This is a genomic window from Streptomyces sp. NPDC043176 (assembly GCF_056436715.1).
On record NZ_JBWKCA010000034.1, the window covers coordinates 41,575 to 66,323 of the forward strand.

Here is a 24,749-nt window from a genome sequence, read left to right on the forward strand (position 1 = left end):
TCGTGGGTCCCCCGGGTGCTGCGGACCTGTTTCAGGTCAGGTCGGTGCGAGGGTCGATGGCCCAGTGGTGGGTTTGCAGGACTCGACCGGCGAAGGGCACGTCTTGGCTGCCCAAAAACCGGAAGCCGAGAGCGCGACAGATACCGTTGGACGGGGCGTTGGCCGCTGCGGGGAATGCGTGTATCAGCCCCCACCGGCCGTCCTCGCGGGCCAGCTCAAGCAGCATGCGGACGCCCTGCTTGCCGAGCCCCCGTCCCTGGTACTCCGGCAAGACCATCCAGCCGATCTCGCAGATACGCCCGCCGTCTGCGTCGTGGGACCACAAGGCCACGGTTCCCGCGACCACGCCCAGCCCTGCCCCCTCGGGCACGATCATCTTTGTCCAGTCGGTGTCCGCTGCCACCCGTTGCACATCACGCCGGACCTTCGCCTCCATCCCCTCGCGAGGCACCGGTCCGCCCAGCTCGGCCATCATGACCGGGTCGCACCGCATCCGGACGTAGGCATCGACGTCGCCGTACTCGACATCACGTAGCAGCATCCCTGCACAGCGGTCTTCAGGCTCGAAGAGTGTCGTCGTGCGGCAGGCGGCGGGCGGTGTCCCAGGGGGCTTTCGTCGTCCATCGACCGCGAGAAGCCCGTCCGTCTGACGGCCGGGAAGTTGAAATTCGCGGGCGATCTTCTGGAAAGGGCCCAGCGCACGAAGTGTCCTGTCTCCCGGCAGTGGCGGCCGTCGTCGCTGGTCATCCAACGTTCAAGGCCGGCGTGGGGCGCGCTGGGACAAGCCGTAGTCGAGCGCGGCCGCGAGGGCCGGGCCGGTGTCTCGCGTGCGGGACGTCTCGGTGCTGGCGGCGACGGCGCCGTGTATCGCGGTGAGGGAGCGGGCGACGTCCAGGAGCCGGTACGCCTGGGCGCGGCTGATGCCGAACTCCGCGTCGCCGTAAGCTCCCAGCTGGTGTGCCCGGGAGGGAGCCAGAGGCGGGCAGCGTGCGCCTCATGGACCCGTGCGGCCAGCACCGCCACGGAGCGCCGGATATCCTCCATCGCCTCACGCAGCCCGGCCGTCACCTCCCGGGCCTGCGGCATCGTGAGCGGCGGCCGCGCCGGTTCGGCAACGACGCCCTGGTCCTAGCGTGCCGGCCGACCGCAAGGCCGACCGCAAGAGGGAAGGCGGGGCGTTCGACTTCCGTGCCGCCGAGGAGCTGTGGTGGCGGCGGAGGGACGGGCTCGGCCGGCTCCTGCGCCGTTTCCCCGCGTTCCACCGGGTCGAGCCCGGCCGGTGGCGGCTCGGCCGCAGCAACGTGCAGTTCGGCCGATCAGCCGCGGTGCACGCTGCCGTGGACAGCGCGGTGTGAAACCTCGCCTCATGCCCCCACAACCCACCTCCGTCTACCTGGGAAAACAGGGTGTGAGGCTCACAGAGCTCGCAGGCTCGCCGTCTGACGCGAAGGCCGACGACTGTCCTGTGACAACGGAGATGGACCGGCTTGTCATCGAAGTCGGACCAGCGCCGCCGGACGGGGTTCCGTGGCGTGGCGTACCACCCGAATACGGCGCTTCCTCCGTTGGCAGCGGACTGCCGGCGGGCAGGGAGGCGTCTGATCGAGGGCGGGCTCGCCCGATCCTTCCTCGTCCCGGCCGCGCCCGGGACGGGACGGCGGGGGATGTGGCATCAGCGGTCAGGCGTCGGGCCGTGCTTCGAGGAATGCGAGGGCCCTGGACACGAACGCTTCGTGGAACTGGAAGATGCCTCCGTGGCCGGCGTCCGGGTAGAGGGGGACGAGTTCGCTTCGGGGCAGCCGTGCGGCGAGGTCGAGGGTGTTCTCGCTCGGCACCATCCGGTCGCTCTCGCCGTTGGCCACCAGGACCGGCTGGTGGATGCGGGTCAGGTCGGCGGGTGTCTGCAGGCCCCATCGGTGGATGGCCTTGAGCTGGGCGCGGAAAGACCTCAGCGAGATGGCTTTGTCGCGGTGGTGCGTGCGCTCTTTCAGCCTTTCCAGGAAGGCGCGTGCTTCGCGTCGGCCGTGTTCGGTGTCGGTGAAGAAGAGGAACTGCTTGGGGTCCCTGCGGGTCAGGAAGCCCTTCAGGATGTCCTGGAGGGTGAGGGTGGTGACCTTGTCGATGCCGGGGCCTCCGGCGGGGCCGGTGCCCGCGAGGATGACTCTGCGTACCAGCTGCGGTTCCTCGGCCGCGATGACCTGGGCGATGAAGCCGCCCATCGACAGGCCGAGCAGGTCGACGTGTTCGAAGCCCAGGGCCCGGATGAACAGCACCGCGTCGCCGGCCATCGCTTCGATGGTGTCGGGGGTGGAGCCGCCCGACGCGCCGACTCCGCGGTTGTCGAAGGCGATCACCCGGCGCCGGGTGGCGAGTCCGTCGATGACGCGGGGGTCCCAGTTGTCCAGGACCGCGGTCAGGTGGTGGAGGAGGATCAGCGGTACGCCACCTCCTTCCGGGCCGAGTTGCCGGTAGGCGAAGTCGACGCCGCGCACGGACACCGAACGGGTCGGTACGTCCTTGTACGACGACGGGGCGGGCGTGGTGGGACTGTTCGGTGCGTTCATGATCGGTTCCTGGGGGTGTGGAAGGCGTGGGTGGTGGGAGGCGGGATCCTCTCGCTGCCCGGGGCCTGTCGGTGATGTGGCGAGTGCCGGCCCTCACGCCATCGCGATGACGACCTTGCCGGCCTTGGCGCGGCCCTTCTCGGCGTACTCCATGGCTTCGCGGGTCTGTTCGAAGGGGAAGACGCGGTCGACGACGGGGCGGATCGCTCCGGCGTCGATGAGCCGGGTGAGTTCGCGCAGCCGGTCGCCGTCGGCCTTCATGAACAGGAAGGAGTAGGTGACACCCTGACGCTTGGCGTGGCGTCGGGTCTTGAAGCTCAGCGCGTTCATCGCCTGCCGCAGGACCGGGTTCGCGCCGAGCTCTCGGGCAAAGTCCGCGTCGGGCGGCCCGGCGATGCTGATGACCTTCCCGCCTGGCTTGAGGACCCGCAGCGACTTCTCCAGGGTCTTGCCGCCGAGGGTGTCCAGGACGACGTCGTAGCCGTCCAGGAGCTCCTCGAAGTCCTGGGTGCGGTAGTCGATGACGACGTCTGCGCCGAGTTCCTTGACCAGGGCGGCGTTGGCCGCGCTCGCGGTGGTGGCCACGTGGGCGCCCAAGTGCCCGGCCAGTTGGAGGGCGATGGTGCCCACTCCGCCGGAGCCCGCGTGGATCAGGACTTTCTGGCCCGGCTGGACCTGTGCCCTCTCGACCAGCGCCTGCCATGAGGTGAGGGCTACCAGGGGAAGGGAGGCGGCCTCCGCCATGGTGAGGGTGGCCGGCTTGTGGGCCAGGTCGTTCTGGTGGACGGCAATGAGTTCGGCGAAGGTGCCGATACGGTCCTTGTCGGGCCGGGCGTAGACCTCGTCGCCCACCGCGAAGCGGGTGACGGCCGAGCCGACCTGGACCACCACTCCGGCGAGGTCGTTGCCCAGCACGAGGGGGAGGCGGTACGGGAGGATCATCCTGAAGTCGCCGTCACGGATCTTGAAGTCCAGCGGGTTGACGCTCGCCGCATGGATCTTGACCAGCACGTCGTCGGCGCCCGGCTCCGGATCGGGCCTCTCGGCGGCGCGCACCGCGGACTGGTCGCCGTACTTCTCGATCAAGTAGGTCTTCATCGCCGTCTTCCTGTCTCGTCCGCACAGGGACGGGATCTCTGCTCGCTTCGGGCTGCCCCGGTACGAGATACTTTCCGGTGTTCACTGCTGGTTCATGACGTCCCCCACCGATGCGGCGGGCGCGCCTCACGCCGCGTTCGGCGATGCGGCCAGGCTCCGCTTCACGTGCCGGGTGGTCTCGTCGGCGAGGATCTCGGGCAGTCCCCGCTCGATGCCGGACAGGGCCTGGGCGGCGACCTCGGCGGGGTCGGCCTTCTGGCCGGCGGGAACGCCGGCGGCCATGTCGGTGTCCATGTATCCGACGTGCAGCGCGGTGACGGTGATGCCGCGGGGCGCCAGTTCCTCCCGGGTCGCGCCGGTCAGCGCCCATGCCGCGGCCTTCGCCGCGGCGTAGGCGCCGAGGTCGGCCGGGTGCAGCCAGGACAGGACCGACAGCACGTTGAGCACGGCGCCGCCGCCGTTGGACTCGATGACCGGGGCGAAAGCCCGCGTCACGGCGAGCGGGCCGAAGAAGTTCACCTCCATCTCCAGGCGCACCGCGTCCGGGCTGCCCGCCATCAGGGGCGTTCCGGTGGAGATGCCCGCATTGTTGACCAGCAGCGTCGCGTCGGATGCGGTGCGAGCCGCCGCCCGGATCGACTCCGCGTCCGTCACGTCGAGCCGCAGCGGGATGACACCGGGAAGGTCCACCCCTTCGGGGCGACGGGCCGCCGCGTACACCTTGGCCCCGCGCTGCACGAGCTGGGCGGCCAGGTGCCGCCCGAGCCCCCGGTTGGCGCCCGTGACCACTGCTACCGCGTCCTTCAGTTCCATGCCCACTCCCAGCACCACGGCCACCGTCAAGCGACCCGCACCAATTAGATTACGACTACAATCTAAGCACTGGTCTAAGATAGATGCCAGTCGACATCCAATCGGGAGGTGGCCGATGGGCCGCGTATCGCAGGCGCAGGCCGAGGAGAACCGCAGGCGGGTCGTCGAAACCGCCTCCCGCATGTTCCGGGAACAGGGGACCCACGTCAGCGTCGCCGACCTCATGAAGGCGGCCGGTATGACCCACGGCGGCTTCTACAAGCAGTTCGCCTCCAAGGAGGCACTCATCGACGAAGCCACCGCCCGCGCCTTCGGCGAACTCGCCCAGCACCACAAGGACGGCCTCGATCAGTACGGCGGGCAGCGCGACGCCGCCCAGCGGGCGCTGATCGACACCTACCTCTCCGCCGAGCACCGTGACGGCGCGGCAGAGGGGTGCCCCGTCGCCGCACTCGCCACCGACATGGCCCGCGACGGCGGAGAAAGCGAGGCCCGCCGCGTCTACACCCAGGGAGTGAGCGACTTCGCCGAGTGGCTCACCACCGAGGACCAGGACGGCCTCACCCGGCTGTGCACCATGCTCGGCGCACTCGTCCTGTCCCGGGCCACCAAAGGCTCCCCGCTCTCCGAGGAGATCCTCACCACCGCACGCGAGGCACTGACGGCCACCAACTGACCGGAGAGCCCGGCTGCCGTAGCCAGATCAAGGTGCGGGCCAACCTCCAGGAGGACCGCCACGCGCTCGCCCGGAAGACCTTCCACGGCCGGGCCGGGCAGCGCTACCAGGACGGCATGGAAGACCAGACCGGCGCCCCCGGCCTTGTCCTCAACGCCCTGCTGCTGTTCGACACCCGCTCCATGGGCGCCGCCGTCACACAGCTGCGCGCCGACGGGTTCGACGTACGGGATGCGGACATGGCCCGCATCCCGTCGTTCGTACGGCCCCACATCAACATGCTCGGCCGCTACTCCTTCTCGCTCCCGGACCTGTCCGGTGGCCTGCGGCCCCTGCGCCACGCGGACGCGGTGGACGAGGAGTAGGTCAGTGGCTGCGGGGCGCGTACATGATCACGGCCATCCCGGCGAGGCAGACCAGGGCGCCGATGACGTCGTAGCGGTCGGGGCGGTAGCCGTCGGCGACCATGCCCCAGGCGATCGACCCGGCCACGAAGATCCCGCCGTACGCGGCGAGGATGCGGCCGAAGTTGTCGTCGTGCTGCCAGGTCGCCACGACGCCGTAGAGGCCGAGGGCGATGACGCCGGCGCCGATCCAGATCCAGCCCTTGTGCTCGCGGATGCCCTGCCACACCAACCAGGCGCCACCGATCTCGAAGAGGGCGGCGACGACGAACAGGGCCACGGAACGAGCGACGGTCATACCGGCTGACCCTACCGGCGGCCCGTGCCGCTGATCTTCAGCGGGCCGGCTGGGCAGGTCCGGTCAGGCCGTCCTCTCCGCCTCGACGTACCGGAAAGACCCGTCGAAGCCCAGAGCGATCAACCACAGGGCGAGGTTGGCACCCAGGGCGGCGGCAACCGCTCCCGCGATGATCACCGCCGGACGCCGGGCCATGACCGGGCGGAAGGATCTTCTCCGAACATGTGCGGCCACAAGCACCGGGATCGCTCCGATCCGGAAGGGGACGAGGACGGACAGAAGCGCCAGGGCACTCCGTCCTCGGACAGGCCGAGAAGGGGAACGAGCCGCCGCGCTCGCTGCGTCGGCTCTACCGGACCTTGGGTCCGTCGATGGTCAGCGGGGCGGCGGACGTCTTGCAGCCGCAGCCGCCCTCACCAGCGGTCTTCGGCGCGCAGGAGCAGGAACGGCGGCGCCGGCCGAGCCACCAGGTGCCGGCGGCGAGCAGGGCGAGGAGGACGGCGAGGGCGGGCAGCCAGCCCACCACCGCCCCGGCGCCGGCGCCGACGACGCCCGCCGTGATCAGGACGGGCAGCGCGCAGCACGCCACGCAAGCCAGCGCAGCCAAGCCCCCGAGCGCCTTCGGGGCGAGCTGGGGGCGGGGATCAGCAGCAGGGCCCGGCATGGCGGTTCTCCTCGGCGAGGTCGGTGAAGGGAATGGGGCAGCACGAGCTGGAGGCGCAGGCGGTCAGGTCGTCGCAGCCGGCCTCGACGGCAGCGGCCAGGACGGTGCGGATGGTGGTGAGATCGGCGATCTTCGCGTCGACCTCGACGAGCTTGGCCGCAGCCCGCTCCTGAAGCCCGGCGACGGGGCGGCCGTGGCGGTGACGGCCGGCCTCCAGCAGTTCGGCGACCTCCTCCAGCGTGAACCCGAGCCGCTGGGCCGCCTTGATCACCCGCAGGGCGGTCACCGCGTCCTCGCCGTACAGGCGGTGGCCGCCATTGCTGCGCTCCGGCTCTGCCAGCAGGCCGCGCCGCTCGTAGTAGCGCAGGGTCTGGATGTTCACCCCGGCCGCCTCGGCGACCTGGCCGCTACGCAGGCCCGTGCTCACCCCTGCTCCCCGGCGGCAGCGGTCCGAGCGGCGAGGGCGCCCAGTACCGCCTCGTGCGCCTGGTCCACCGAGATCTCCAGCCGGATCAGGTCCTGGACGGGTGTGGTGGTGAAGGTGAAGAACGAGCAGCACCCGCTCTCGCGCTCCACCAGGTCACGCACCCGGTCCTCCACGCCCTCACCGCCGACCAGGTCAAGGCGCAGATGGAGCGGCTGCGGCCGGGACAGCGAGGACAGCCGCCCGGCGAACAGCGCATCCCACTCGGCGACCCGCAGGGGCCGCTCCTCGGTGGGCAGGGTGCAGGACTGCGGCACCCACGCAAGATCACTCATCGCGCTCACTCCCGTCGTCACGTCCCCGGTGGTGAGGACACTTCCGACGGTAAACCTGTACCTGGGTACCGGTTGCAACCCCGGCCGCCGGGAGATCCGCCGCATCCTCCCGGACAAGGCCGATCAGGCTCGCAATCGTTAGAAGCCCGGCTCCCACGGTGGCCGACCGCCGCACTTCGACCCGGTCGACCACCGCGAGCGTCATGAGGTCGAGTGCGGGATCAACCGCCTCAAACGGCACCGCGCCGTCGCCGCGCGATACGAAAAGCTCGCCGCCTGCCACGAGGCGGCCGTCCTCGTCGCGGCCATTAACGAGTGGCTGTGATCAGCACGTGTCCCTAAAGCTCGTGGTCCTGGGCCAGCTCGTCCCAGCGAATGCCGCGAAGAGCAAGATCGGCATTCTCGTCCGACGGGACATCCGGGGTGGCCTGGAACCAGGCCACGATGAGTGCGGAGCGATGCAGCACTGCGTCGAGTTCAGGATCGACCGCCGTGGAGCCGAAAACACCGATGCAAGCCACGGAGGGCAGCACCTCAACGGGGCCGAAGGCGCCGGCGGTCCGGTCCGGGTACTCGCGGGAGGGCGGAACGAGATGAACCGGCGCGAAGGAGAACGCATGCTCGGCCTGCCGGAGGAGGCCGCTGACCTTCATGTCGTTGATGCGCTGGCCCGGATAGCCCTCCAGCATCCCTGCGTAGGTCGTAGACAACCGCAGCTCGGTGAGCTCGATCGAGCGACCGGAAGAGAGAGTTATGTGGCTCAGCGACATGCCGACACCCTATGTGCAGGGTCCGCTTCCGACGCACGTCCTAGAAGTGGTCCCACAGCGATCATGGAACTCTTACATCCACTGACTCGCTGACCTGGCCGACGGGTGCCGGGGCAGGCCTTGCTGAGGGCGTGCTCCGGCACCCGCGTGCGACCATCGGCCGGTTCTCTCCTTGGGGCCCTCTCGCCGTCCGGTCCCCGAGCTCCTTCTGGTTCACTTCCGCCCCTAGCCTCCGACCTTTCCGTAAACTTCGGGAGACCCCATGCCGCTGCCGACGTGCCCCGTCCGGCCGCTCGCCGTGTCTGGCGCACTGCTCCTGGCCGCCGCCCTGATGGCCGCCGGCCTGACCGGCTGCTCCGTGTTGTCCCCGTTCAACACATGTGACGACACAGCAGCGCGGCTTAAGGGCCTGCGCTCTCAGTCGATCCTGAGCTCCACCCCCGAAGGGGCGACCGCCCCGAAGGGGCTCGACTCGGTTGACTCGCGCTGCATCGACGACACCGGCGACGCCTGGCTGTACGCCGCGCGCGTCTACGCCTTCCCCGGCTCCCGGCAGAAAGTCGTGGACTTCTACCGCACCGCCGCCAAGGAGAACGGCTGGCACCTACAGCACAACCCCTCGGACCCGAACGCCCCCGAAGCCACGGCGGGACTGTGCTTCACCAAAGGCGGGGACGGAGAGGCCCTCCTGCTGACCGTGCAGTTCATCACGGTCGGCGACCTGAAGTTTGAGTACGACTACGACGCCGGGCCGGAGTTCGATTCGGGCTCCGGATTCGAGATAGAGGTCGGCTCCGAGACGGACGGGGCGAAAACCGGCTGCTTTGACTGACGCCCTGGGGCTCCGCGAGCAGGCGGACCGTGCGGACCGCGACTGGCCCAGGCCTGGCCTTCCCTTCCCTTCCCTTCCCTTCCCTTCCCTTCCCTGGCCTGGCCTGGCCTGGCCTGGCCTGGCCTGGCCTGGCCTGGCCTGGGGATGGTGTCAGCGACGGGAGCAGTCACGGGAGATCGCGGCCCACTGGTGTGTGCGGCCGAACCTGGCGGGACCAGCTCCTGTTTGAGTCCGGATCACACGTTTGGTAGATCGCCTGCGCGCATGGCCCGGGCCTGACTCGAGCGTCAACTGGGCGCCGTCGAGCAGGCCGCCACGGCGACCGCGCTTCCCTCCACGCCACAGGGCATGCCTAGGCCTGTCCGGCGGATCATGCCGGGCGGCCGTCGGCGCTGAATCGATGTAGCGCCGCTGGAGAAGGCGCTGGGTGGAGCAGGTGGGGTCCGTCGATAAACACCTCGACAGCGGGCGCGGTGATCGGGGACGCTTCGCGCGATGACCACCATCGATGACACGCCTCCCGCATGGGACGAGCGCACCCAGCTCACCACTTTCCTCGACTACGCACGTGACACCGCCCGCGCCAAGTGCGCCGGCGTCTCGGCGGAGAACGCCCGCAGGGCGCTCCTGCCGGGCTCACCGCTGATGACCATGAGCGGAGTGATCAACCACCTGCGCTGGGTCGAGTACTACTGGTTCCAGGTCGTCTTCCTCGGCGAGGAAGACCGGGCCCCCATGACGGAGGAGGACCCCGATCGCGAGATGCGGATCGCCGTCGACTTCCCGCTCACGCAGTTGCTCGACGAGTACGCCGAACAAAGCGCCCGCTACCGCGAACTGGTCGCCGGCAACGCCCTGGACAGCCAGGCGAAGCGCCCCGTCCGCAACGGTCTCCACGTCGACCTGCGCTGGATCCTCCTCCACCTCACCGAGGAGACGGCCCGCCACAACGGCCACCTGGACATCCTGCGCGAGATGCTCGACGGCACGACCGGCTAGGACTTGTCCGGTCACCCGCACGGTCCGTACACCGCTCCCCCGCAAGCCCTCTCCCCCACCGCTCCCTACGGTCGGGGTACGGCATCCGACAGCAGACGCCATGCGCCATGGTGAACCGCCAGGCGTGCCCTGCGTCGCACCTGTGGGGCGAAGCGCTACCGTCCCGTCGTCGGCGGGCTGCACTTTTCCCAGGAGTTTCTCCAGGTTCCCGGCGACGCCGAGGGCGGTGGAGGTCTGCACCGGCGAGCCGGGCTCCGGGACGCCCCGGGCGCTGCGTGTTCTGGCCTGTCGGAGGGCCCCAGACGGCTGGTGAAACGGGCCGTCCGTATGTGGGGTGACGGCGCCGCTGTGGTGAGACGGGCTTCGCGCGGTACGGGGTTTCCCAGCCCAGCCGAGTCACTCTCCTCCGCAGCCCCCACAACCGCCGCAGGTGCTGCCGGAGTCGGTGTCGATGCCGGCGCCGCAGGATGTGCCGCTGTCGCTGGGTGTGTGGTGGCGGGCGGGTTGCGAAGGTGGGGGTGGCGGTTTGGGGCGTTCCTTGGTGCGGGCGATCGCCTGTCGTGTGGAGTCGGGAAGGGCCGCGCGGGCGATCTCGGTCACGTCCTTGCAGAAGGCGTCGAGGGCCTTCCAGCGGCGGCGCTTTTCGGACGGCCACAGGCATGCCGCTGCCCACTGCGCCACCCAGGCGGCCATGCAGACGTAGAGCCAGGACATGCGGTGGGCTTCGGGGACGAACGGGGTCGGCGCCATGGCCCCTCCGGCGTGGATGCCCATGGCGAACGTGGTCAGCATCGAGGTCGCGAGCATGAGGGACTGGCTCTTGCCCGAGACGGTCGGGTGGACTGCGGGCGCGTCGCGTTCGACGCGTTCTCGGAAGGAGGTGAAGCGGGCCTCGGCCGGGATCTCGTGCAGTTTGGTGGTCGTGCCCTTCGGCGTGGCGCGGATCGCTTCCGCCAGGGCGCGCAGGGCTTGGTCCGCTTGTTTCCTCCCGCGGTGGGTGGGGCGTAACTCTCCGGTGGAGGACACCTTCACGACGCCGTCGTCGACGAGCATGCAGACCGCGGTCTCGGCTGCTTCGGCCATTCCCCCGAGGTGGAACGAAGCCCTTACCGGATGGAGTCGGGAGGCGAGCAGGTTCTCCACCACCCGCCGCTCCCCCTTGTCGCGGAGCCGGCAGTAGGCACCGCGCAGTCCGTTGCACACCGCGAAGATCAGCAGCCAGAGCGCCACGATCCCTTCGCTGTCGGTCAGCCACCAGTCCACCTGTCGCCCCCCAGCTCTCGGTGCGGTCTCCCAGCCGTCCTCGGGGGTCCTCGACCGCACTGTTGTACGGTCTGCCCCCTCTGCCAGTACCAGACTTGTGCGCCCTCGCCGTGGTTCCCGACTGCGCGGAGATGGATGTCGTGAGGAGAAGCCCTGGAGCCATGGCGGTTCGGGGACCGGGTGGCGTGAGCGCCGGTCCGTTCACCTTCGGCCGCGCCAAGTGGGGCGGCGGGAAAGGTCCTTCCAGAAGGACTCCGCAGACGGGGCGCACGCTTTCGACGAGACGCTTCTTGCCGAGGAGGTGGCCGCGCCGCACGCAGCCGAGAATCCGTAGGGCGATGTCCACGGCGCCGCGCGGGATGACCGCGCGGCCCCAAGACCACCGAACCGCGGGCACGGGACCGCAGTCCGGGACTTCGCCGGCACCCGTCGGTAGGGGTGGGCCAGCCGTCACGACGACCGAAACTTGGTATGGACCTGACAAGCACAATCGATTAGCGTGACGGCGACGCCTCACTGAGAGCGCTCTCAAAACCCCCCACCCATCAGGAGGTACCGTGAAACGCACCACCCCCCTGCGCGCCGCCATAGCCGCCCTGCTTCTGACGGTCGGTCTGGGCGCCGCCCAGGCCGGCACGGCGGGCGCGGCCCCGCTTCCGGAGCCCTCGGCTGCGCCGTACGCCTCGGCCGGGCTGCTCGACGCCATGAGCCGGGACCTCGGACTCACCGCCGCCGAGGCCGAGGAACGGCTGAGCGCCGAGAAGGCCGCCGTCGCGGTGGAGAAGGCCGCCCGTCGGAGCGCCGGCGCCGCTTACGGCGGTTCGTGGTTCGATCCGGCGAGCGGCCGGCTGGTCGTCGCCGTGACCGACCGCGCCCAGGAGGCGGAGGTCCGCGCGCTGGGCGCCGACACGCGGCTCGTCCGGCACAGCGCGGCCGCGCTGGACCGCGCCAAGGCCCGCCTGGACGCGCTGCGCGCACCTGCCGGAGTGACCGGCTGGCACGTGGACCCGAGGACCAACAGCGTCGTGGTCGACGTCGTGCGCTCCGAGCGGCAGACCCCCGCCGTGCGGTCCTTCGTGGACCGGGCCCGGGCCGGCGGCCCCGTCACCGTCGCCGAGACGGCGCAGGCCCCCCGTACGTACGCGGCCGGCACGGTCGGCGGCGACCCGTACTACACGGGCAACGTCCGCTGCTCGATCGGCTTCTCCGTGTACGGGGGCTTCGTGACGGCCGGGCACTGCGGTCGGGCCGGCGCGGCGGTGCGCGGCTGGGACGGCTCCGCGATGGGCACTTTCCAGGGTTCGTCGTTCCCGGGCGACGACTACGCGTACGTCTCGATCCACAGCGGCTGGTGGACCGTGCCCGTGGTCCTCGGCTGGGGCACCATCCCCGACCAGCTCGTCCGCGGCTCGGCCGAGGCGCCGGTGGGCTCCTCGATCTGCCGCTCCGGCTCGACCACGCACTGGCGCTGCGGCACGGTCCTGGCCAAGAACGAGACGGTCAACTACAGCCAGGGCGCCGTGTACCAGATGACCAAGACCAGCGTCTGCGCCGAGGGCGGCGACTCCGGCGGCTCGTTCCTCAGCGGTGACCAGGCCCAGGGCGTCACCTCCGGCGGCTGGGGCAACTGCTCCTCCGGCGGCGAGACGTGGTTCCAGCCGATCAACGAGATCCTCGGCCGGTACGGCCTGCGGCTGCACACCGCCTGAGCCCGCGACACCGAACGGGGCCTTCCGGGCGCGAGCGCTCGGAAGGACCCGCGGTGCGGCTCCCCGACGCCTCGGGCGCCGTCGTCGACGCCGTCGACGCCGTCACCAGCTGTGCGCACGACCAGTTCGTCGGCTTCGGCGCGCAGCTGCGGAGTGATGTCGACCTCGAAGCGGTCGTAGCCACCGCGGTGGCCGGGGACACGGGTGCCGTTGGCCCAGACGGTGAATTCGTGGTCGACGGCGCCGAAGTGCAGCTTCGACCCGGCGGCCGGATCAGTTCTGCGCCACGGTGAAGGTGCGGCGGTAGAGCGTCAGCTCTCGGTTGTCGTAGCGCATGATCCCGGGCAGCGCTGACTCCACCGGGTACGGGACGAGGATGCGCTCGGGCAGGCTCTGGCCGAGCGGGGGCGTGCCGTTGCGGTCGACGTTGTCGGCGCCGTCGACGGGCGGGTGGGTGGGGAGGAACTCCCACTATCCGTTCGGGAACAGCCAGTCGGGCCGCGTCATTGGTCACCGCCGATGCCGGGGTGACGCTCCGGCAGAAGGAGGGTCGGCCATGTCGGGCCGGGACCGTAGGACCGACCGCCCGACCGCCCGAGAGGCCCCATTTCCGTCTCCCGCGCTCCCTCAAGCCAGCCTTAAGGGAGCGTTAAGTCACCGGCCACCGGAGAAAACCGCAGTTCAAAGGCGCGTAAGGAGTGGTCTCCGACGTTGCCATGACAGTTACCCCTCCGTAATACTCACTGCCCTCAGGTGACCTCACGTCACGACTGAGAGCGCTCTCAGGTGAGAGTCACACGGTTCGACCTGCCCTGTCGCCCTCGTTCCCCATCCCCCAGACAAGGGAGCACATTCATGGCTGCTGCTCATCGCGCACGACGCTGGTCCTTCGGCGGCGTGGTGCTCGTAATCACCGCCGCTCTCGTCGCGGCGGTCCTCATCTCCTTCAGCGGCTCGGTCGCCCCACGGGCCGGTGCCGCGGTTACCGCGCAGACCTGGTCCGACGAGTTCGACGGCGCGGCGGGCCGTGCCCCCGATGCCGCCAAGTGGACCCTGGAGACCGGTGGTTCGGGCTTCGGCAACCACGAGCTGCAGTACTACACGAACAGCACCTCGAACGCGGCGCTCGACGGTCAGGGCCACCTGGTCATCACGGCGAGGAAGAACACCGACGCCGGGCTCGGCTGCTGGTACGGGCAGTGTCAGTACACCTCGGCCCGGCTGAACACCGCCCGGACCTTCACCCAGGCGTACGGCCGCTTCGAGGCCCGTATCAAGATCCCGCGCGGGCAGGGCATCTGGCCGGCGTTCTGGATGCTCGGCAACGACCTCGGCACCGTGGGCTGGCCCAACAGCGGCGAGATCGACATCATGGAGAACATCGGTCGCGAGCCCAACACCGTGCACGGCACGGTGCACGGCCCCGGCTACTCGGGAGCGGGCGGCCTCGGCTCCGCGTACAGCCTGCCCGGCGGGCGCGCCTTCGCGGACGACTTCCACGTGTTCGCCGTCGACTGGAGTCCGAACTCCATCGTCTGGTCGGTGGACGGCACCGCGTACAAGACCCTCACCCCGGCCGACACCGGCGGCAACAAGTGGGTCTTCGACCACCCGTTCTTCATCATCCTGAACCTCGCGGTCGGCGGCGACTGGCCCGGCAGCCCGGACGGCTCCACGGCCTTCCCGCAGACGATGACCGTCGACTACGTCCGTGCCTCCTCGTCCGGCAGCGCCCCCGCCGCACGCCCGATCCGCGGCATCGGCGGCATGTGCGTCGACGTCGCCGGCGCCTCCAGTGCCGACAGCACCCCCATCCAGCTTCACAACTGCACGGGCAGCGCGGCCCAGCAGTGGACCATCGGCGGCGACGGCACCGTCCGCGCACTCGGCAAGTGCCTGGACGTGGCCGGTGGTTCCACCGCGGACGGCGCGGTCGTCCAGCTCTACACCTGCAACGGCACCAACGCCCAGAAGTGGACGTACACCGCTGCCCACGACTTCACCAACATCGGCGCGAACAAGTGCCTGGACGCCAAGGGCAACTCCTCGGCCGACGGGACCCGGCTCCAGACCTGGACCTGCACCGGCGCCGCCAACCAGAAGTGGACGGTCGGCTGACCGCCCCACGCCACCGCACGAGCCCTCCCCTCCGAACCTCTCCCCCTCCCCGCCTCTCCCCCCCTCCTGAACACCCGCATCCGATCGCTCCCCACCCGACCTCACGAAGAACGGACCCCCACCGTGACGGCACGCCACCAGCGAACGATGTCCCGCAGAAAGCTCCTCGCCGCGACCGCCGGCCTGGCCGTGGCGGTCCCCGCCGTGGCCACCTGGCTCGAGGCCGGCGCCAACGCGGCCACCACGCCCACGCTCCCCCTCGACCTGGTCAACACCACCGGCGACAACACGGTGTACGCCTACGTCCTCGGCCGCGACCCGGCGGCCGGCGGCAACTGGGCCTTCGTCCAGGCCAACGGCTCCACCCTGTACCACCCGCCGGCCCCGGCCAATGACCAGACCCCGCTCGGGGCCGACTGCGCGATCGCGCTCAACGCGTCCGGCGCCGGTGCCCGCCGGGTGACGCTCCCGCGGCTGTACAGCGGCCGCATCTACTTCTCCGTCGGCGCGAAGCTCACCTTCCTGATGAACCGCGGCGGTGGGCTCGCCCTGCCGTCGGTGAGCAACCCCACCGACCCCAACGCGAACGTCCACCACGACTTCTGCGAATTCACCTTCAACGCGGACCAGTTGTACGCGAACATCACGTTCGTCGACATGGTCTCGCTGCCGATCGCCTTCCAACTGGAGACCGGCCAGGGCACCCAGACGGTGCGCGGGCTGCCTTCCGACGGGCTGTCCCGGGTCGCCGCGGCCCTGCGCGCCCAGTCCGCCGCCGACGGCAGCGACTGGAGCCGGCTCATCGTCGCCAAGGGCGGGGGCGACCTGCGCGTACTCAGCCCCAACCTGGCGATCCGCGGCAACAACGCCCTGTTCCGCGGCTACTTCGACAGTTACGTCGACGAGGTGTGGAACAAGTACCGCTCCACCGACCTGCGCATCGACACCCAGTTCACCTGGGGAACCCTCACCGGGCGGGTCAACGGCGACATCCTCACGTTCCCCGGGGCCGGCAGCTTCGCCAAGCCGTCGACCCTGTCGATCTTCTCCTGCAGCGACGCGCCCTTCACCACGGGCAACGACCTGATGGGCAACCTCAGCGCACGGCTCGCCGCCGCGTTCAACCGCACCACCCTGCTGGACAACCCCCACCAGCCGACCGCCGAGAACCCGGCGGCCTTCTACACCCGGCCGCGCACCAACCACTACGCCCGCATCCTGCACAACACCACCCCCGACCACCTCGGGTACGCCTTCCCGTACGACGACGTGCACCCGGCCGGCGTCGACTTCGAGGGCAAGGTGCAGTCCGGCAGCCCCGGCCGTTGGACCATCACCGTCGGCGGAATGGCCGGCGGCGGTGGTACGCCGAGCCCGACGCCGACCGCCACCGCCACCGGCGGCGGGGTCAGCGCCTTCGCCACGATCCAGGCCGAAGCGTTCAACGCCCAGTCGGGAGCCCAGGTCGAAGCGTGCTCCGACAGCGGCGGCGGCTCCGACGTCGGCCACCTGTCCAACGGCGACTGGCTCAGGTTCTCGTCCGTCGCCTTCGGCACCACCGGCGCCACCCGCTTCAGCGCCCGCGTCGCGTCCGGGGCCGCCGCCGGCGTCAGCGGCCTGGTCCAGGTCCGCCTCGGCAGCCCCACGGCAACCCCGGTCGGCAGCTTCGCCGTCGCCAACACCGGCGGCTGGCAGGCCTGGCGCACCGTCCCCGCCGACATCGGCCGCACCACCGGCACCCACGACGTCTACCTGACCTTCGACAGCGGCCAGCCCGCCGACTTCGTCAACGTCAACTGGTTCACCTTCGCCTGAGGGGTGTCCGGGCCGGGGCTCGCGGACGCGCGGGTCCCGGCCGCGCGCCGACCGGGACGAAAGCACGGTCCTCCCCGCGGTCAGGTCCTGGGAGGCATCCCCGCGCGAGCGGGAAGCAACCACCCGTCACAGCCACCCCGCCCACGCGACGGACGAGGGAGAACTGCCGTACGGCTCATCGCCGTCCTCCTCCGGGGTGACTTCCGTGAGCTCGTGCCGGCCAGCCTGTACCTGGTTACACCATCGCTCCGACGTCGAGCGGTCCCGGCGCGTCCGCCGCAGGCCGGCGAAGCCGAAGCGGCGATAGGGAGGTACGTTCACGGGATCGGCCGTTGCCAGGAAGAAGGCCGTTTGGGCGGGAGTGGCCGCCGGCACGTGGTCCAGGAGGTACCGTCCGGCGCCGCGGCCCGCAGTGTCGGGCCGTACACCGATGAATTCCGGAGTCCACGCGCCGACACAGACAAGGCCTGCATACGGGCGAGAGCCCAGGCGTCAGCGGCCCTGACGACCGCCACGGTCACCGTCACCGTCACCGTCACCGTCACCGTCACCAGGAGTCCGTGGTCCACGTGGCTTCGGATCATTCCCAGCGCCTGCCCGTTCGAGACCATCGCGTCGGACCACTCCAGCCACGGCCCGTCCCCTTCACGCACCCGTCCGATGGCCGGGTCAGCGAGCGCCAGATCGTCGGGGTGGTCCCGCAGGTGGGCCGCGAGCGCGCCGGCTCCGGCGCCGAGTCGGTCCCCGAACTCCGGCTCGTCGCGTGCTGTGAGCCACGGCCCCAGGTCCCCGGGCAGCCGCCCGCCCCAGCACGCCGTCGAGTACGGCTGCGAGCAGGTCCTCCCGACCGTCGAAGTAGTGGTGGGCGGCAGTCTTCGGGAACCCTGCGGCCTCGATGATCTTGCTGTAGGAGGCGGTCTCCGTGCCGTGGTCGGCGAAGTGGCGGCGTGCCACGCTCAGGATCGACTCCTGGCGTTCCGCGGGAAGGCGGTCGAAGCGCGGGAGGGGCATGTATCGACAGAACGCACCGATGGTGTGCACCCCGTACACGCCATCAGTCTCATGAGCGCTGCCGCGGCAATCAGCGCAGCACAGGGACCGGTCCCGCCCTTTTCCGTCGCCACGAACCTGGTTCCGGCGAACATCCCGTAAAAGCCTCACCGCGGTGTGTCGGGAAGCCCCTTTGTCCTCGCGTCGACCTTCGCACCCGCCAGGCGGGCCCCGGATAGCCGCGCACCCCGCAGGTCCGCGCCCCGCAGATCGGCGCCCGTGAAGTCGACGTCCCGCAGGTCGGCGCCGCGGAGGTCCGCGGACCTGAAAGAAGTCCCCACCAGCTTCACGTCCGCGCTGATGAAAGAGGCACCGACCTTGCTGAGGGTCGCACCGCTCAGGTCGGCGCCGCCGAAGTCGGCGCGGCTCAGATCGGACCCGGCCAGGAAGGACCTGACCAGTTTCACGCCTCTCAGATCGGCGCCGACCAGTTTCGTGTCCGACACATCCGCTTCGACGAGGATGGCGTCCTTCGTGCTGCCGGTGCTCTCGTCGGCATGGCTGAGAACCGCCTCCGTCAGGTCGGCACCGGTGAGCTGCGCTTGGGTGAGGTCGGCGCCGACGAGAGTCGCCCGCGTCATGTTCGCGAGGTTGAACGTGGTCTCGCGTAGGTCCGACTCGGTGAGCTGCGCGTCGGTCAGGTTCGCTTCTTCGAAGAACGATCTGCGGAAGTCGTACCAGGAGATGTTGGCGTCAGCGAGATCGGCGCCCGCCAGATTCGCGTACTGGAAGTTCCGCTTGGAGGTCAGGGGATCATCGAAGAGCGGTACGGCGTCGCCCTCCAGTCCGCGGAGGTCGACCTGCTTGAGGTCGATCGTCAAGGGCCGGGCCGGCTCCTGCCGGTTGGCCAGGACGGTCAGTGCTGCGGCCACGTCGGCGGGCGGGGTGTGCGTCCCGGCGGTCGGCGCGGGCTTCTTCGCGGGAAGCGGCGCCCGGTCGCGGACGTAGGCGGAGAGGACGGAGGTGACGGCGGGGTCGTCGCGCGGGGAGTCCTGCACGATACGCCCGAGGGCGTAGATGCCTCCGAGCCTGACGTGCAGCGACGCCGACCCCAGATTGTCGACCGCGGTGTTGAACCGGTCGGTGATCTGTCCGGCCTCGGCAATGCGTAGTTCCTTGCTCGCCTGGCCGACCTGCATCCAGGTGAACAACACGGCGGCGAGCGCGGCGAGGCCCGGCAACGCGGAGGCAGCCAGGGCCCAGCCCTGGTACCGGTTCCCGCCGGCCCCTGAGCCCTGTTCCGGTCCCGGTCCCCGTTCCGTACGGCTGCCTGATCCCGCGCCCGATTCCGGCCCGGCTGCAGCGGCGTCCGTCGGCCCGGCTGCCGGACGGCGCCGGGCGAGGATCCTCAGCCGGCCCAGATCCCGTTTCCTCTGCACATAGCCATGGCACACCACAAAACGCGGCCATGCCGCTCACCGCGCCCCCACTCGGGCGAACCAGGCGAAGGAGCAGGCAGCTCCTCGGGGACAAGGATCGCCGCTACGGACTGGCACGGGGCCTCGCGATCGAGGAGTCCGCCCGCGCCATCCTCACTGCCCGGCCGCCCCGCACGCCCCGGACCCTCGTCCTGCTGGTGGGCGTCCGACGGCCCGGCACCCCGGCGCACGCACGAGCATGGCTGAAGCCCTCGCCGTCACGGGTGAAGAGTCAGAAGAAACAACAGACGACCGGCTGGGCTGGTTCTGCCTCTGTCGCGGAAGAACTCACTCAGGGCCCTGGGCGGGCGCTTTTGCATCGGGCGCAGGGCCTGCTCGTGGGTCGGCACCTTGGCGATCCAGGCCCTGGCCCGGTCCGGCGGGGCCAGTCTGGTCTGGTCTGGCCTGGCCTGGCCTGGCCTGGTCTGGTCTGGTCTGGTCTGGTCTGGTCTGGTCTGGTGACGCTCACGCCACAACGGATCCGCCTCAGCGATGAGTTCAGTGATCACATCGGCCGACAGGTCCGTGATCCGGCGGTTGCTGATGATCACTGCACGAGACGCGGGCCCCACCACCCGACCATGATCAACCATCCAAGGCCCGACATCTCACCGCTCACCGCTTACCGTGCGCGGGCTCGTCAGCGCGGCGCGCGCAGCAGTGCGGCGAGGGCCGCGGTGAATTCCATCGGCTCCACCGGCAGGGTGGTCACGGCGTCGGCGCGGCTCCAGGTGGCCAGCCAGGCGTCCTGTGGTCTTCCGATCAGGAGCAGGACCGGCGGGCACCGGAAGACCTCGTTCTTGATCTGTCGGCACACGCCCATGCCCCCCAGGGGGGCTGCCTCGCCGTCCAGCACGCAGGCGTCGATGTGAACCGTGTCCAGGGTCCGCAGAACCGCGGGAAAGGTCGCGCACTCGACGAACGTGACGGGCGGGACATCGGAGGCCGGGCTGCGCCCGACGGCCAGACGGACCTGCGCCCGGGTGTCGGCGTGGCTGCTGTAGAGGAGGACCGAGACGCTCGACGCCATTGCTTCTCCATGCTGCGGTGATCGGGGGTGGCGGACTGGAGCCGGTGCCTGCCGAGCCAGTCCGGGAGCCGGGATGTTCAAAAAATACACAAATAGGGTATTTCCGCATGTTCGGCGCCAGCCGGACGCTCGCCCGTTCCTTGCGGGTGGGCGGCTGACCTCATGGCATGGCGGTGAGAGCGATGACCCAATGCAAGATCCCCGACTACCGCACCGATCATCGTGGCCGACACTGGACGCACGCCCTGCGCTGTGCGCAGAAGGCGGGAGCCGTCATCGTGACCGACGAGACGCAGGAGCCGGTGACCTACGCGCACCAGGCTTCCGGGCCCGGGCGTTTCCGACCCTGGATCACCGAGACCGGTTCCCGTTACGACAGCCACGACGTCCATCCCGAGTGGTGATCGTCCACTGCGCACGGCTCCGATGTATGCCCTCTGAACTCCGTCGAAGGACGGTTCGCCGACGGACCGGGGCCGGCCGGTCCGCTCTCGGCCGTCCCGTGCGATGCGAGGTGGTCCACAGACGAGCGACGAGGACGGGCGGGCGCTGTGCCTCCGAGGCCCGGACGGCCTCGACCCTCGGGGTGGTCCGGCTCGCGGGTCGGGCCGCCCCGAGGGGCGGGCCGGCCCGCGGGGTGGTGCGGCCCGTGGGGTGGTGCGGCCCGTGGGGTGGTGCGGCCCGTGGGGTGGTGCGGCGCAGCGGCGGGTTCGCGTAGCGCTCCCCTCAGGCTGCGGCCTGGACAAGGACGGCGTCGTGGAGGGATAGCGGCAAGGGCAGGAAGCGGGGCTTGGAGGCGTCCATGTCCGCCAGCGTGAAGGAACAGTCGGTGGGCGGCCTCCCCCTCCGCCGGCCGCACCGGCTCCTCACAGGCGCGTTACCCACCCCGCCGTTCCTCGTCCTCCCCGCGCGCCTGTCGTAGCAGCTCGGACGCGCCCCGGACGAGTCGACCGGAGCGACCGGGGTAGTCGGCGGGCATGAGAACAGGTGGTACGGGCATCGGGGGCACGGGCGGGTCGGGCACCGACCCCGGCATGGCGGGCATCGACCCCGGCATGGCAAGCACCGGCCCCGGCATGGCAGGCACCGTCTTCCGCGTGGCGCGGGCCGTCGCTCGCCGCCGGGGCGCCCGGCCCGCCCTGCACCCCCACGGTGTGGTGCTCACGGGCCGTCTCGACGTGCCTGATCAAGAGATCCGCTGGGGTGTGCCGTGGTTCGACCGACCCGCGTCGTACCCGGTGACGGCACGGTGGTCGAGGGCGGCCGGCTTGCCTCGCCCGCTTCCCGACGGCCTGGGTCTCGCGCTGCGAGTGGAGGACGCGGGCGGAACAGGAAACTCCTTAGAGCTACTGCTCACCAGCAGCGGCCGTGGCCGCCTGACCCGGCACGTGCCGCTCCCGCGCACATCCGCCACAGCTGGCCCCTACACCACGCTCCTGGCCTACGTCGTAGGCGCCGGGCAGGGCGTCGTGGCGGCGTTTCCCGCACCGGACTCCCCTCGGATCGCCGCCGACCCGGCAGCGGTGGGGGCGGCGGCCGCCGCACAGCCCGTCGTGTTCGATCTGCGCGTCGGGACGCCTGCAGGCTGGCAGCTTCTGGCTCGGCTGACCCTCCTGGGTACGGAGCCCGCGCCCGCTCATCACGGATTCGACCCCTACCGGAACTGCCTGCCCTCCTTCCGACCTGTCGACCGCCTGCGTGCGCTGCGCGTCGCCGCGTACGCAGGGTCCCGAGCCGGGCGGAACGAGAGCGACAAGCGGCCGTACGAGACCAGCACGGGAAGCTGAGGAGCCAGGGTGATCCACATCCACCGGAGCCCGACGCCGCCCGTCTCGGATCGGTCCACGTGCTGGAGCACGCAGGGGCACAGAATCCATGGCCGGCGGACGTCGGCGGTTTGGGTGCTGTCGTTGCTCATGGCCGATGGCACCCAGCCAGAGCCCGAGCTCGCGCACTAACCGGCGCCCCGCGCCGGGTGGACACCGCTATCGCCGCCGAACAGAACGGCTGAGGATGCTCGCCCCATCGCCGTGCCACCGAGCGGGAATCGCTCCGCGCCTCGCACGGCATGCAGTGCCGCTGGCGGCAGCCGGACAGCTGCTGCGGCCGCACACCTATTGCGGCCGCAGCTGACCAGGCGGCGGATACGCAGCCCTACGGCCTCCAGCGAAGGCAGCCAGCCGGTCGTGCGCTCGAGTCGCACGCGCACCGCCGTAGCCGCGTCCTCCGCTGTTACTTCGCGGACCTGCTCGGCCTCGGTGGCCGGTGCTCTGCGGCGTGCCACGGGCAACCGCAGCGCCGACTCTGGGAGGCGGAGGCAGGCGGGCTGGGCACCGGGCGGCGGGACGACGTCTGCCGTGTTCGCGTCGCAGCTGCTTGCAAGACCAGGGACCTGAGCGGTGAGCAGGAGGGAGAGGAGCAGCCCCGTAGATCCATCGGAGAGGACCATGGCCGCATGGAGGAGGCGATGCCGGGCCCCCGCAGCCGGCTTCGCCTGCGGTGAAGCCTCCATCCGGCAGACGCCGGACGAGGTCTTGCCGGCGTAGCCACAGCAACAGCGGGGCTCACCGAGGAGTTACTGAGCTGGGTTGACGGCGTCAGCCCAGGGGCGGGGCAGGTGTCATCGGTGCTCGACCTGATCGCCGCGACCGAGAGGCATCAGCACGGGGCGCGGGCGACGAAGCCCGTCTCGCCGGTGGGGCAGTCGAGCCAGACGTGGCCGATCACCTCGGCTTCGCCTTGGGTGCGGGCGGCGGTGAGCTGAAGGTGCGTCTCCTCGGCGGGCGAGACGGCGGCGGTCGCGGCGGGGGCGAGTCCGGCGGCGAGAAGCGTGGCAGGGATGACGGTGATGATCTCGTTCATGATCGGATCAATCGCTGCGGTGAGTGTCCGGTCGCCGCACTCGATAGGGTCACACACGTCTTCCCGAGGCCTGCGCTCAGGGGAGTCGGCGTGAGTCACTGAGTGCCGTACCGATGACGCTGTCGATGATCGAGCTCAGGATGGCGAGATCGTGCCTGCGCACTGGTCGTGGGTCGTGGGCGAGGGACCTGGAATGCCGTGGACGACGCGGACGACGGCGACCAGCGCGACGCGGTGGACCGCAGCGCTGGGAGTCATGTCGGCGGATTCGTAGGTGCGCCCGGCCAATCGCTCGCGGGCCGACTCTGACACGCCTCCTCCTTGCCCACCGTGTGGTGTGGTCGCAGTCCGCCGGATCAAGGCTGCTCGCGGCCTCTTCCACGGCGTCCGCGAGCAGGCCGCCGATCCAGGCCCTTGTGACAGGAGCAGGGCGGGGATCCACTCCGCTGCCTGCCGGCCGAGGGACACCACCTCCCCGAGTGCCTGCCTTTCCCCGGCCATGGCTCGTGCTCCTCCGGCTCGGCGACGAGATCAAGGGGATCGGAGTGAAGGGGCCGTGTTCGGTAGGGGCTGCCGCTCGGCGGCAGTGGAGGCAGGCAGGCAGGCAGGCAGGCAGGCAGGCAGGGGAAGTCATACCCGGTCAACGGCGGCTCAGCTGTCACGGAGTTGGTTGCCGTTGGGGCTGCGTCACATGGTCAGTGCCAGCCGGTGCAGGCCTTGAGCTGGTCGCCGGCGTTCGCCGCGCAGCCGCGTACGAGGTGGCCCGGGCCGTCGTCCTGCCAGCCCGTCGCCTTCTGGCGCGAGGCGGCGTGCGGGTTGTCCGTGCTGCCCTTCGCCACCCGCTTGAGGTACACCCGCTTAGCGGGGCCGCCGTTCTTCTTGACCTCCATCCATACGGCGCCGCCCTCCTCGACCCAGCCTGCCGCCCGCGCGTGGTCGCGACCCTTCTTCTTCTGAATGTGCAGGTCCACGAGAGCGACGTTCCGCGCGGTGGCCGTGTAGCACCGCCGATCCCCTGTCCAACGCTCGGACGCCGGGCAGGGCTTGTCCGCGGCCGCCGACATCGCGAGTCCGGTCGGAGTGACCACCGCGGCCGCCGCACTCAGGAGCAGCACACTCAGGATCTTCATTCGCATGTCTGACCAACCCGGTGAGGGAGCTGCCGTAACGGCGACGCGAGGATGATCACCCCATCGTACGAAGGAACAGAGCACCTTCCGGCGCGAACTCGGCATATGCCAGGACTGGTTTGTGCACGCCTCTGGCGAAGCCGAGCAGCCCGGTGGCAGGGTGAACAACAAGCGGCTCCCCCGCCCCCACCCCACGCGGGCATGCCGCCGGCTCCGCCCTCCCGCGCCCGCGAGGGCAGGGCCGCGCCCGCCTCCCGGCTCCCCACGGGAGGCTTCAGGCGCGTGCAGCGCCCGCACAGGGTGCACTTGCCAGAGACGCGGCTTCCTCAACGGGCAAGGTGTGTACGCAACCGCGGTCGACGCCGTTGCCACCAGCCCAGTCGCCGTCAGGCCGTCAGGCCGTCAGGCCGTCAGGCCGTCAGGCCGTCAGGCCGTCAGGCCGTCAGGCCGTCAGGCCGTCAGGCCGTCAGGCCGTCA

General features: G+C 70.5%; 29 protein-coding genes. 11 read left to right on the forward strand and 18 right to left on the reverse strand.

Features of this window, described 5'->3' with window-relative positions; genetic code table 11:
• Positions 1 to 31 precede the first annotated feature (31 nt).
• A complete protein-coding gene (locus AC067A_RS34655) occupies positions 32 to 541 on the reverse strand; it encodes a GNAT family N-acetyltransferase (protein ID WP_479247196.1) in 510 nt (169 codons plus the stop codon).
• 592 nt (positions 542 to 1,133) lie between these two features.
• Between AC067A_RS34655 and AC067A_RS34660 the strand changes: the two genes are divergently transcribed.
• A complete protein-coding gene (locus tag AC067A_RS34660; RefSeq protein ID WP_479247197.1) occupies positions 1,134 to 1,355 on the forward strand; it encodes a hypothetical protein in 222 nt (73 codons plus the stop codon).
• A gap of 324 nt (positions 1,356 to 1,679) precedes the next feature.
• Here AC067A_RS34660 and AC067A_RS34665 read toward each other — a convergent pair whose 3' ends face one another.
• The 3 genes from AC067A_RS34665 to AC067A_RS34675 form a co-directional block, all read right to left on the reverse strand.
• Positions 1,680 to 2,564: an alpha/beta fold hydrolase gene (locus AC067A_RS34665; protein WP_479247199.1), complete on the reverse strand. Its 885-nt coding sequence runs from the start codon at positions 2,562 to 2,564 to the stop codon at positions 1,680 to 1,682.
• A gap of 93 nt (positions 2,565 to 2,657) precedes the next feature.
• A complete protein-coding gene (locus AC067A_RS34670; protein ID WP_479247201.1) occupies positions 2,658 to 3,662 on the reverse strand; it encodes an NADP-dependent oxidoreductase in 1,005 nt (334 codons plus the stop codon).
• Between the two features lie 126 nt (positions 3,663 to 3,788).
• Positions 3,789 to 4,475 (reverse strand): SDR family oxidoreductase, encoded by a 687-nt coding sequence (locus AC067A_RS34675; protein WP_479247203.1) that lies wholly within the window; start codon positions 4,473 to 4,475, stop codon positions 3,789 to 3,791.
• A 115-nt stretch (positions 4,476 to 4,590) separates the two neighbouring features.
• Here AC067A_RS34675 and AC067A_RS34680 point away from each other — a divergent pair, with 115 nt between their 5' ends.
• Together AC067A_RS34680 and AC067A_RS34685 are read left to right on the forward strand one after the other, a co-directional pair.
• A complete protein-coding gene (locus AC067A_RS34680; protein WP_479247204.1) occupies positions 4,591 to 5,151 on the forward strand; it encodes a TetR/AcrR family transcriptional regulator in 561 nt (186 codons plus the stop codon).
• Positions 5,152 to 5,183: 32 nt separating this feature from the next.
• Positions 5,184 to 5,516: a Tn3 family transposase gene (locus AC067A_RS34685; protein WP_479247205.1), complete on the forward strand. Its 333-nt coding sequence runs from the start codon at positions 5,184 to 5,186 to the stop codon at positions 5,514 to 5,516.
• 1 nt (position 5,517) lies between these two features.
• On the opposite strand, the gene AC067A_RS34690 is transcribed toward AC067A_RS34685, so the two are convergent.
• The 7 genes from AC067A_RS34690 to AC067A_RS34720 all read right to left on the reverse strand — a co-directional run bounded on the left by AC067A_RS34690 (position 5,518) and on the right by AC067A_RS34720 (position 8,046).
• The gene (locus tag AC067A_RS34690; RefSeq protein WP_479247206.1) at positions 5,518 to 5,853 is read right to left on the reverse strand and encodes a YnfA family protein; all 336 of its coding nucleotides are present in this window, start codon (positions 5,851 to 5,853) and stop codon (positions 5,518 to 5,520) included.
• A 63-nt stretch (positions 5,854 to 5,916) separates the two neighbouring features.
• Entirely contained in the window at positions 5,917 to 6,048 is a 132-nt protein-coding gene (locus AC067A_RS34695; RefSeq protein WP_479247208.1) for a hypothetical protein, read from the reverse strand.
• 154 nt (positions 6,049 to 6,202) lie between these two features.
• Positions 6,203 to 6,460 carry a hypothetical protein gene (locus tag AC067A_RS34700; RefSeq protein WP_479247210.1) on the reverse strand — a complete coding sequence of 86 codons (258 nt, stop codon included), beginning with the start codon at positions 6,458 to 6,460 and terminating at the stop codon, positions 6,203 to 6,205.
• 37 nt (positions 6,461 to 6,497) lie between these two features.
• Positions 6,498 to 6,944 carry a MerR family transcriptional regulator gene (locus AC067A_RS34705; RefSeq protein WP_479247212.1) on the reverse strand — a complete coding sequence of 149 codons (447 nt, stop codon included), beginning with the start codon at positions 6,942 to 6,944 and terminating at the stop codon, positions 6,498 to 6,500.
• A complete protein-coding gene (locus AC067A_RS34710; RefSeq protein ID WP_479247214.1) occupies positions 6,941 to 7,276 on the reverse strand; it encodes a hypothetical protein in 336 nt (111 codons plus the stop codon). Before AC067A_RS34710 ends, AC067A_RS34705 begins: the two co-directional genes overlap by 4 nt.
• A complete protein-coding gene (locus tag AC067A_RS34715) occupies positions 7,269 to 7,559 on the reverse strand; it encodes a hypothetical protein (protein WP_479247216.1) in 291 nt (96 codons plus the stop codon). The genes AC067A_RS34710 and AC067A_RS34715 overlap by 8 nt, the downstream gene beginning before the upstream one ends.
• 55 nt (positions 7,560 to 7,614) lie before the next feature.
• Positions 7,615 to 8,046, reverse strand: a complete 432-nt coding sequence (locus AC067A_RS34720) for a hypothetical protein (protein ID WP_479247217.1) — start codon at positions 8,044 to 8,046, stop codon at positions 7,615 to 7,617.
• A gap of 262 nt (positions 8,047 to 8,308) precedes the next feature.
• Here AC067A_RS34720 and AC067A_RS34725 point away from each other — a divergent pair, with 262 nt between their 5' ends.
• Together AC067A_RS34725 and AC067A_RS34730 are read left to right on the forward strand one after the other, a co-directional pair.
• Positions 8,309 to 8,878, forward strand: coding sequence for a hypothetical protein (locus AC067A_RS34725; protein ID WP_479247219.1), 570 nt, complete (start codon positions 8,309 to 8,311; stop codon positions 8,876 to 8,878).
• A 495-nt stretch (positions 8,879 to 9,373) separates the two neighbouring features.
• Entirely contained in the window at positions 9,374 to 9,877 is a 504-nt protein-coding gene (locus AC067A_RS34730; RefSeq protein WP_479247220.1) for a DinB family protein, read from the forward strand.
• Between the two features lie 396 nt (positions 9,878 to 10,273).
• On the opposite strand, the gene AC067A_RS34735 is transcribed toward AC067A_RS34730, so the two are convergent.
• Positions 10,274 to 11,140 carry a hypothetical protein gene (locus AC067A_RS34735; RefSeq protein ID WP_479247222.1) on the reverse strand — a complete coding sequence of 289 codons (867 nt, stop codon included), beginning with the start codon at positions 11,138 to 11,140 and terminating at the stop codon, positions 10,274 to 10,276.
• 557 nt (positions 11,141 to 11,697) lie between these two features.
• Between AC067A_RS34735 and AC067A_RS34740 the strand changes: the two genes are divergently transcribed.
• The 4 genes from AC067A_RS34740 to AC067A_RS34755 all read left to right on the forward strand — a co-directional run bounded on the left by AC067A_RS34740 (position 11,698) and on the right by AC067A_RS34755 (position 16,782).
• On the forward strand, positions 11,698 to 12,849 hold the full coding sequence (locus AC067A_RS34740) for a S1 family peptidase (protein WP_479247224.1): 1,152 nt from the start codon (positions 11,698 to 11,700) through the stop codon (positions 12,847 to 12,849).
• A gap of 53 nt (positions 12,850 to 12,902) precedes the next feature.
• Entirely contained in the window at positions 12,903 to 13,142 is a 240-nt protein-coding gene (locus tag AC067A_RS34745) for a hypothetical protein (protein WP_479247225.1), read from the forward strand.
• A gap of 562 nt (positions 13,143 to 13,704) precedes the next feature.
• Entirely contained in the window at positions 13,705 to 14,967 is a 1,263-nt protein-coding gene (locus AC067A_RS34750; RefSeq protein ID WP_479247227.1) for a family 16 glycosylhydrolase, read from the forward strand.
• Between the two features lie 147 nt (positions 14,968 to 15,114).
• Entirely contained in the window at positions 15,115 to 16,782 is a 1,668-nt protein-coding gene (locus tag AC067A_RS34755; RefSeq protein WP_479247229.1) for a glycoside hydrolase family 64 protein, read from the forward strand.
• Between the two features lie 669 nt (positions 16,783 to 17,451).
• On the opposite strand, the gene AC067A_RS34760 is transcribed toward AC067A_RS34755, so the two are convergent.
• The 3 genes from AC067A_RS34760 to AC067A_RS34770 form a co-directional block, all read right to left on the reverse strand.
• Complete coding sequence (locus AC067A_RS34760; protein ID WP_479247231.1) at positions 17,452 to 17,793, reverse strand: TetR/AcrR family transcriptional regulator; 342 nt, start codon at positions 17,791 to 17,793, stop codon at positions 17,452 to 17,454.
• Between the two features lie 146 nt (positions 17,794 to 17,939).
• Positions 17,940 to 18,986 (reverse strand): pentapeptide repeat-containing protein, encoded by a 1,047-nt coding sequence (locus AC067A_RS34765; protein ID WP_479247233.1) that lies wholly within the window; start codon positions 18,984 to 18,986, stop codon positions 17,940 to 17,942.
• Between the two features lie 904 nt (positions 18,987 to 19,890).
• Entirely contained in the window at positions 19,891 to 20,280 is a 390-nt protein-coding gene (locus tag AC067A_RS34770; RefSeq protein ID WP_479247235.1) for a hypothetical protein, read from the reverse strand.
• A 182-nt stretch (positions 20,281 to 20,462) separates the two neighbouring features.
• Here AC067A_RS34770 and AC067A_RS34775 point away from each other — a divergent pair, with 182 nt between their 5' ends.
• Positions 20,463 to 20,684, forward strand: a complete 222-nt coding sequence (locus AC067A_RS34775; protein WP_468881871.1) for a hypothetical protein — start codon at positions 20,463 to 20,465, stop codon at positions 20,682 to 20,684.
• A gap of 573 nt (positions 20,685 to 21,257) precedes the next feature.
• Positions 21,258 to 22,067: a phosphodiesterase gene (locus AC067A_RS34780; protein ID WP_479247237.1), complete on the forward strand. Its 810-nt coding sequence runs from the start codon at positions 21,258 to 21,260 to the stop codon at positions 22,065 to 22,067.
• 871 nt (positions 22,068 to 22,938) lie between these two features.
• Here the strand turns inward: AC067A_RS34780 and AC067A_RS34785 are convergent.
• The 3 genes from AC067A_RS34785 to AC067A_RS34795 all read right to left on the reverse strand — a co-directional run bounded on the left by AC067A_RS34785 (position 22,939) and on the right by AC067A_RS34795 (position 24,113).
• Entirely contained in the window at positions 22,939 to 23,142 is a 204-nt protein-coding gene (locus AC067A_RS34785; RefSeq protein WP_479247239.1) for a hypothetical protein, read from the reverse strand.
• 135 nt (positions 23,143 to 23,277) lie between these two features.
• Positions 23,278 to 23,454: a hypothetical protein gene (locus tag AC067A_RS34790; protein WP_479247240.1), complete on the reverse strand. Its 177-nt coding sequence runs from the start codon at positions 23,452 to 23,454 to the stop codon at positions 23,278 to 23,280.
• Between the two features lie 383 nt (positions 23,455 to 23,837).
• Positions 23,838 to 24,113 carry a hypothetical protein gene (locus AC067A_RS34795; RefSeq protein WP_479247242.1) on the reverse strand — a complete coding sequence of 92 codons (276 nt, stop codon included), beginning with the start codon at positions 24,111 to 24,113 and terminating at the stop codon, positions 23,838 to 23,840.
• Positions 24,114 to 24,749 lie beyond the last annotated feature (636 nt).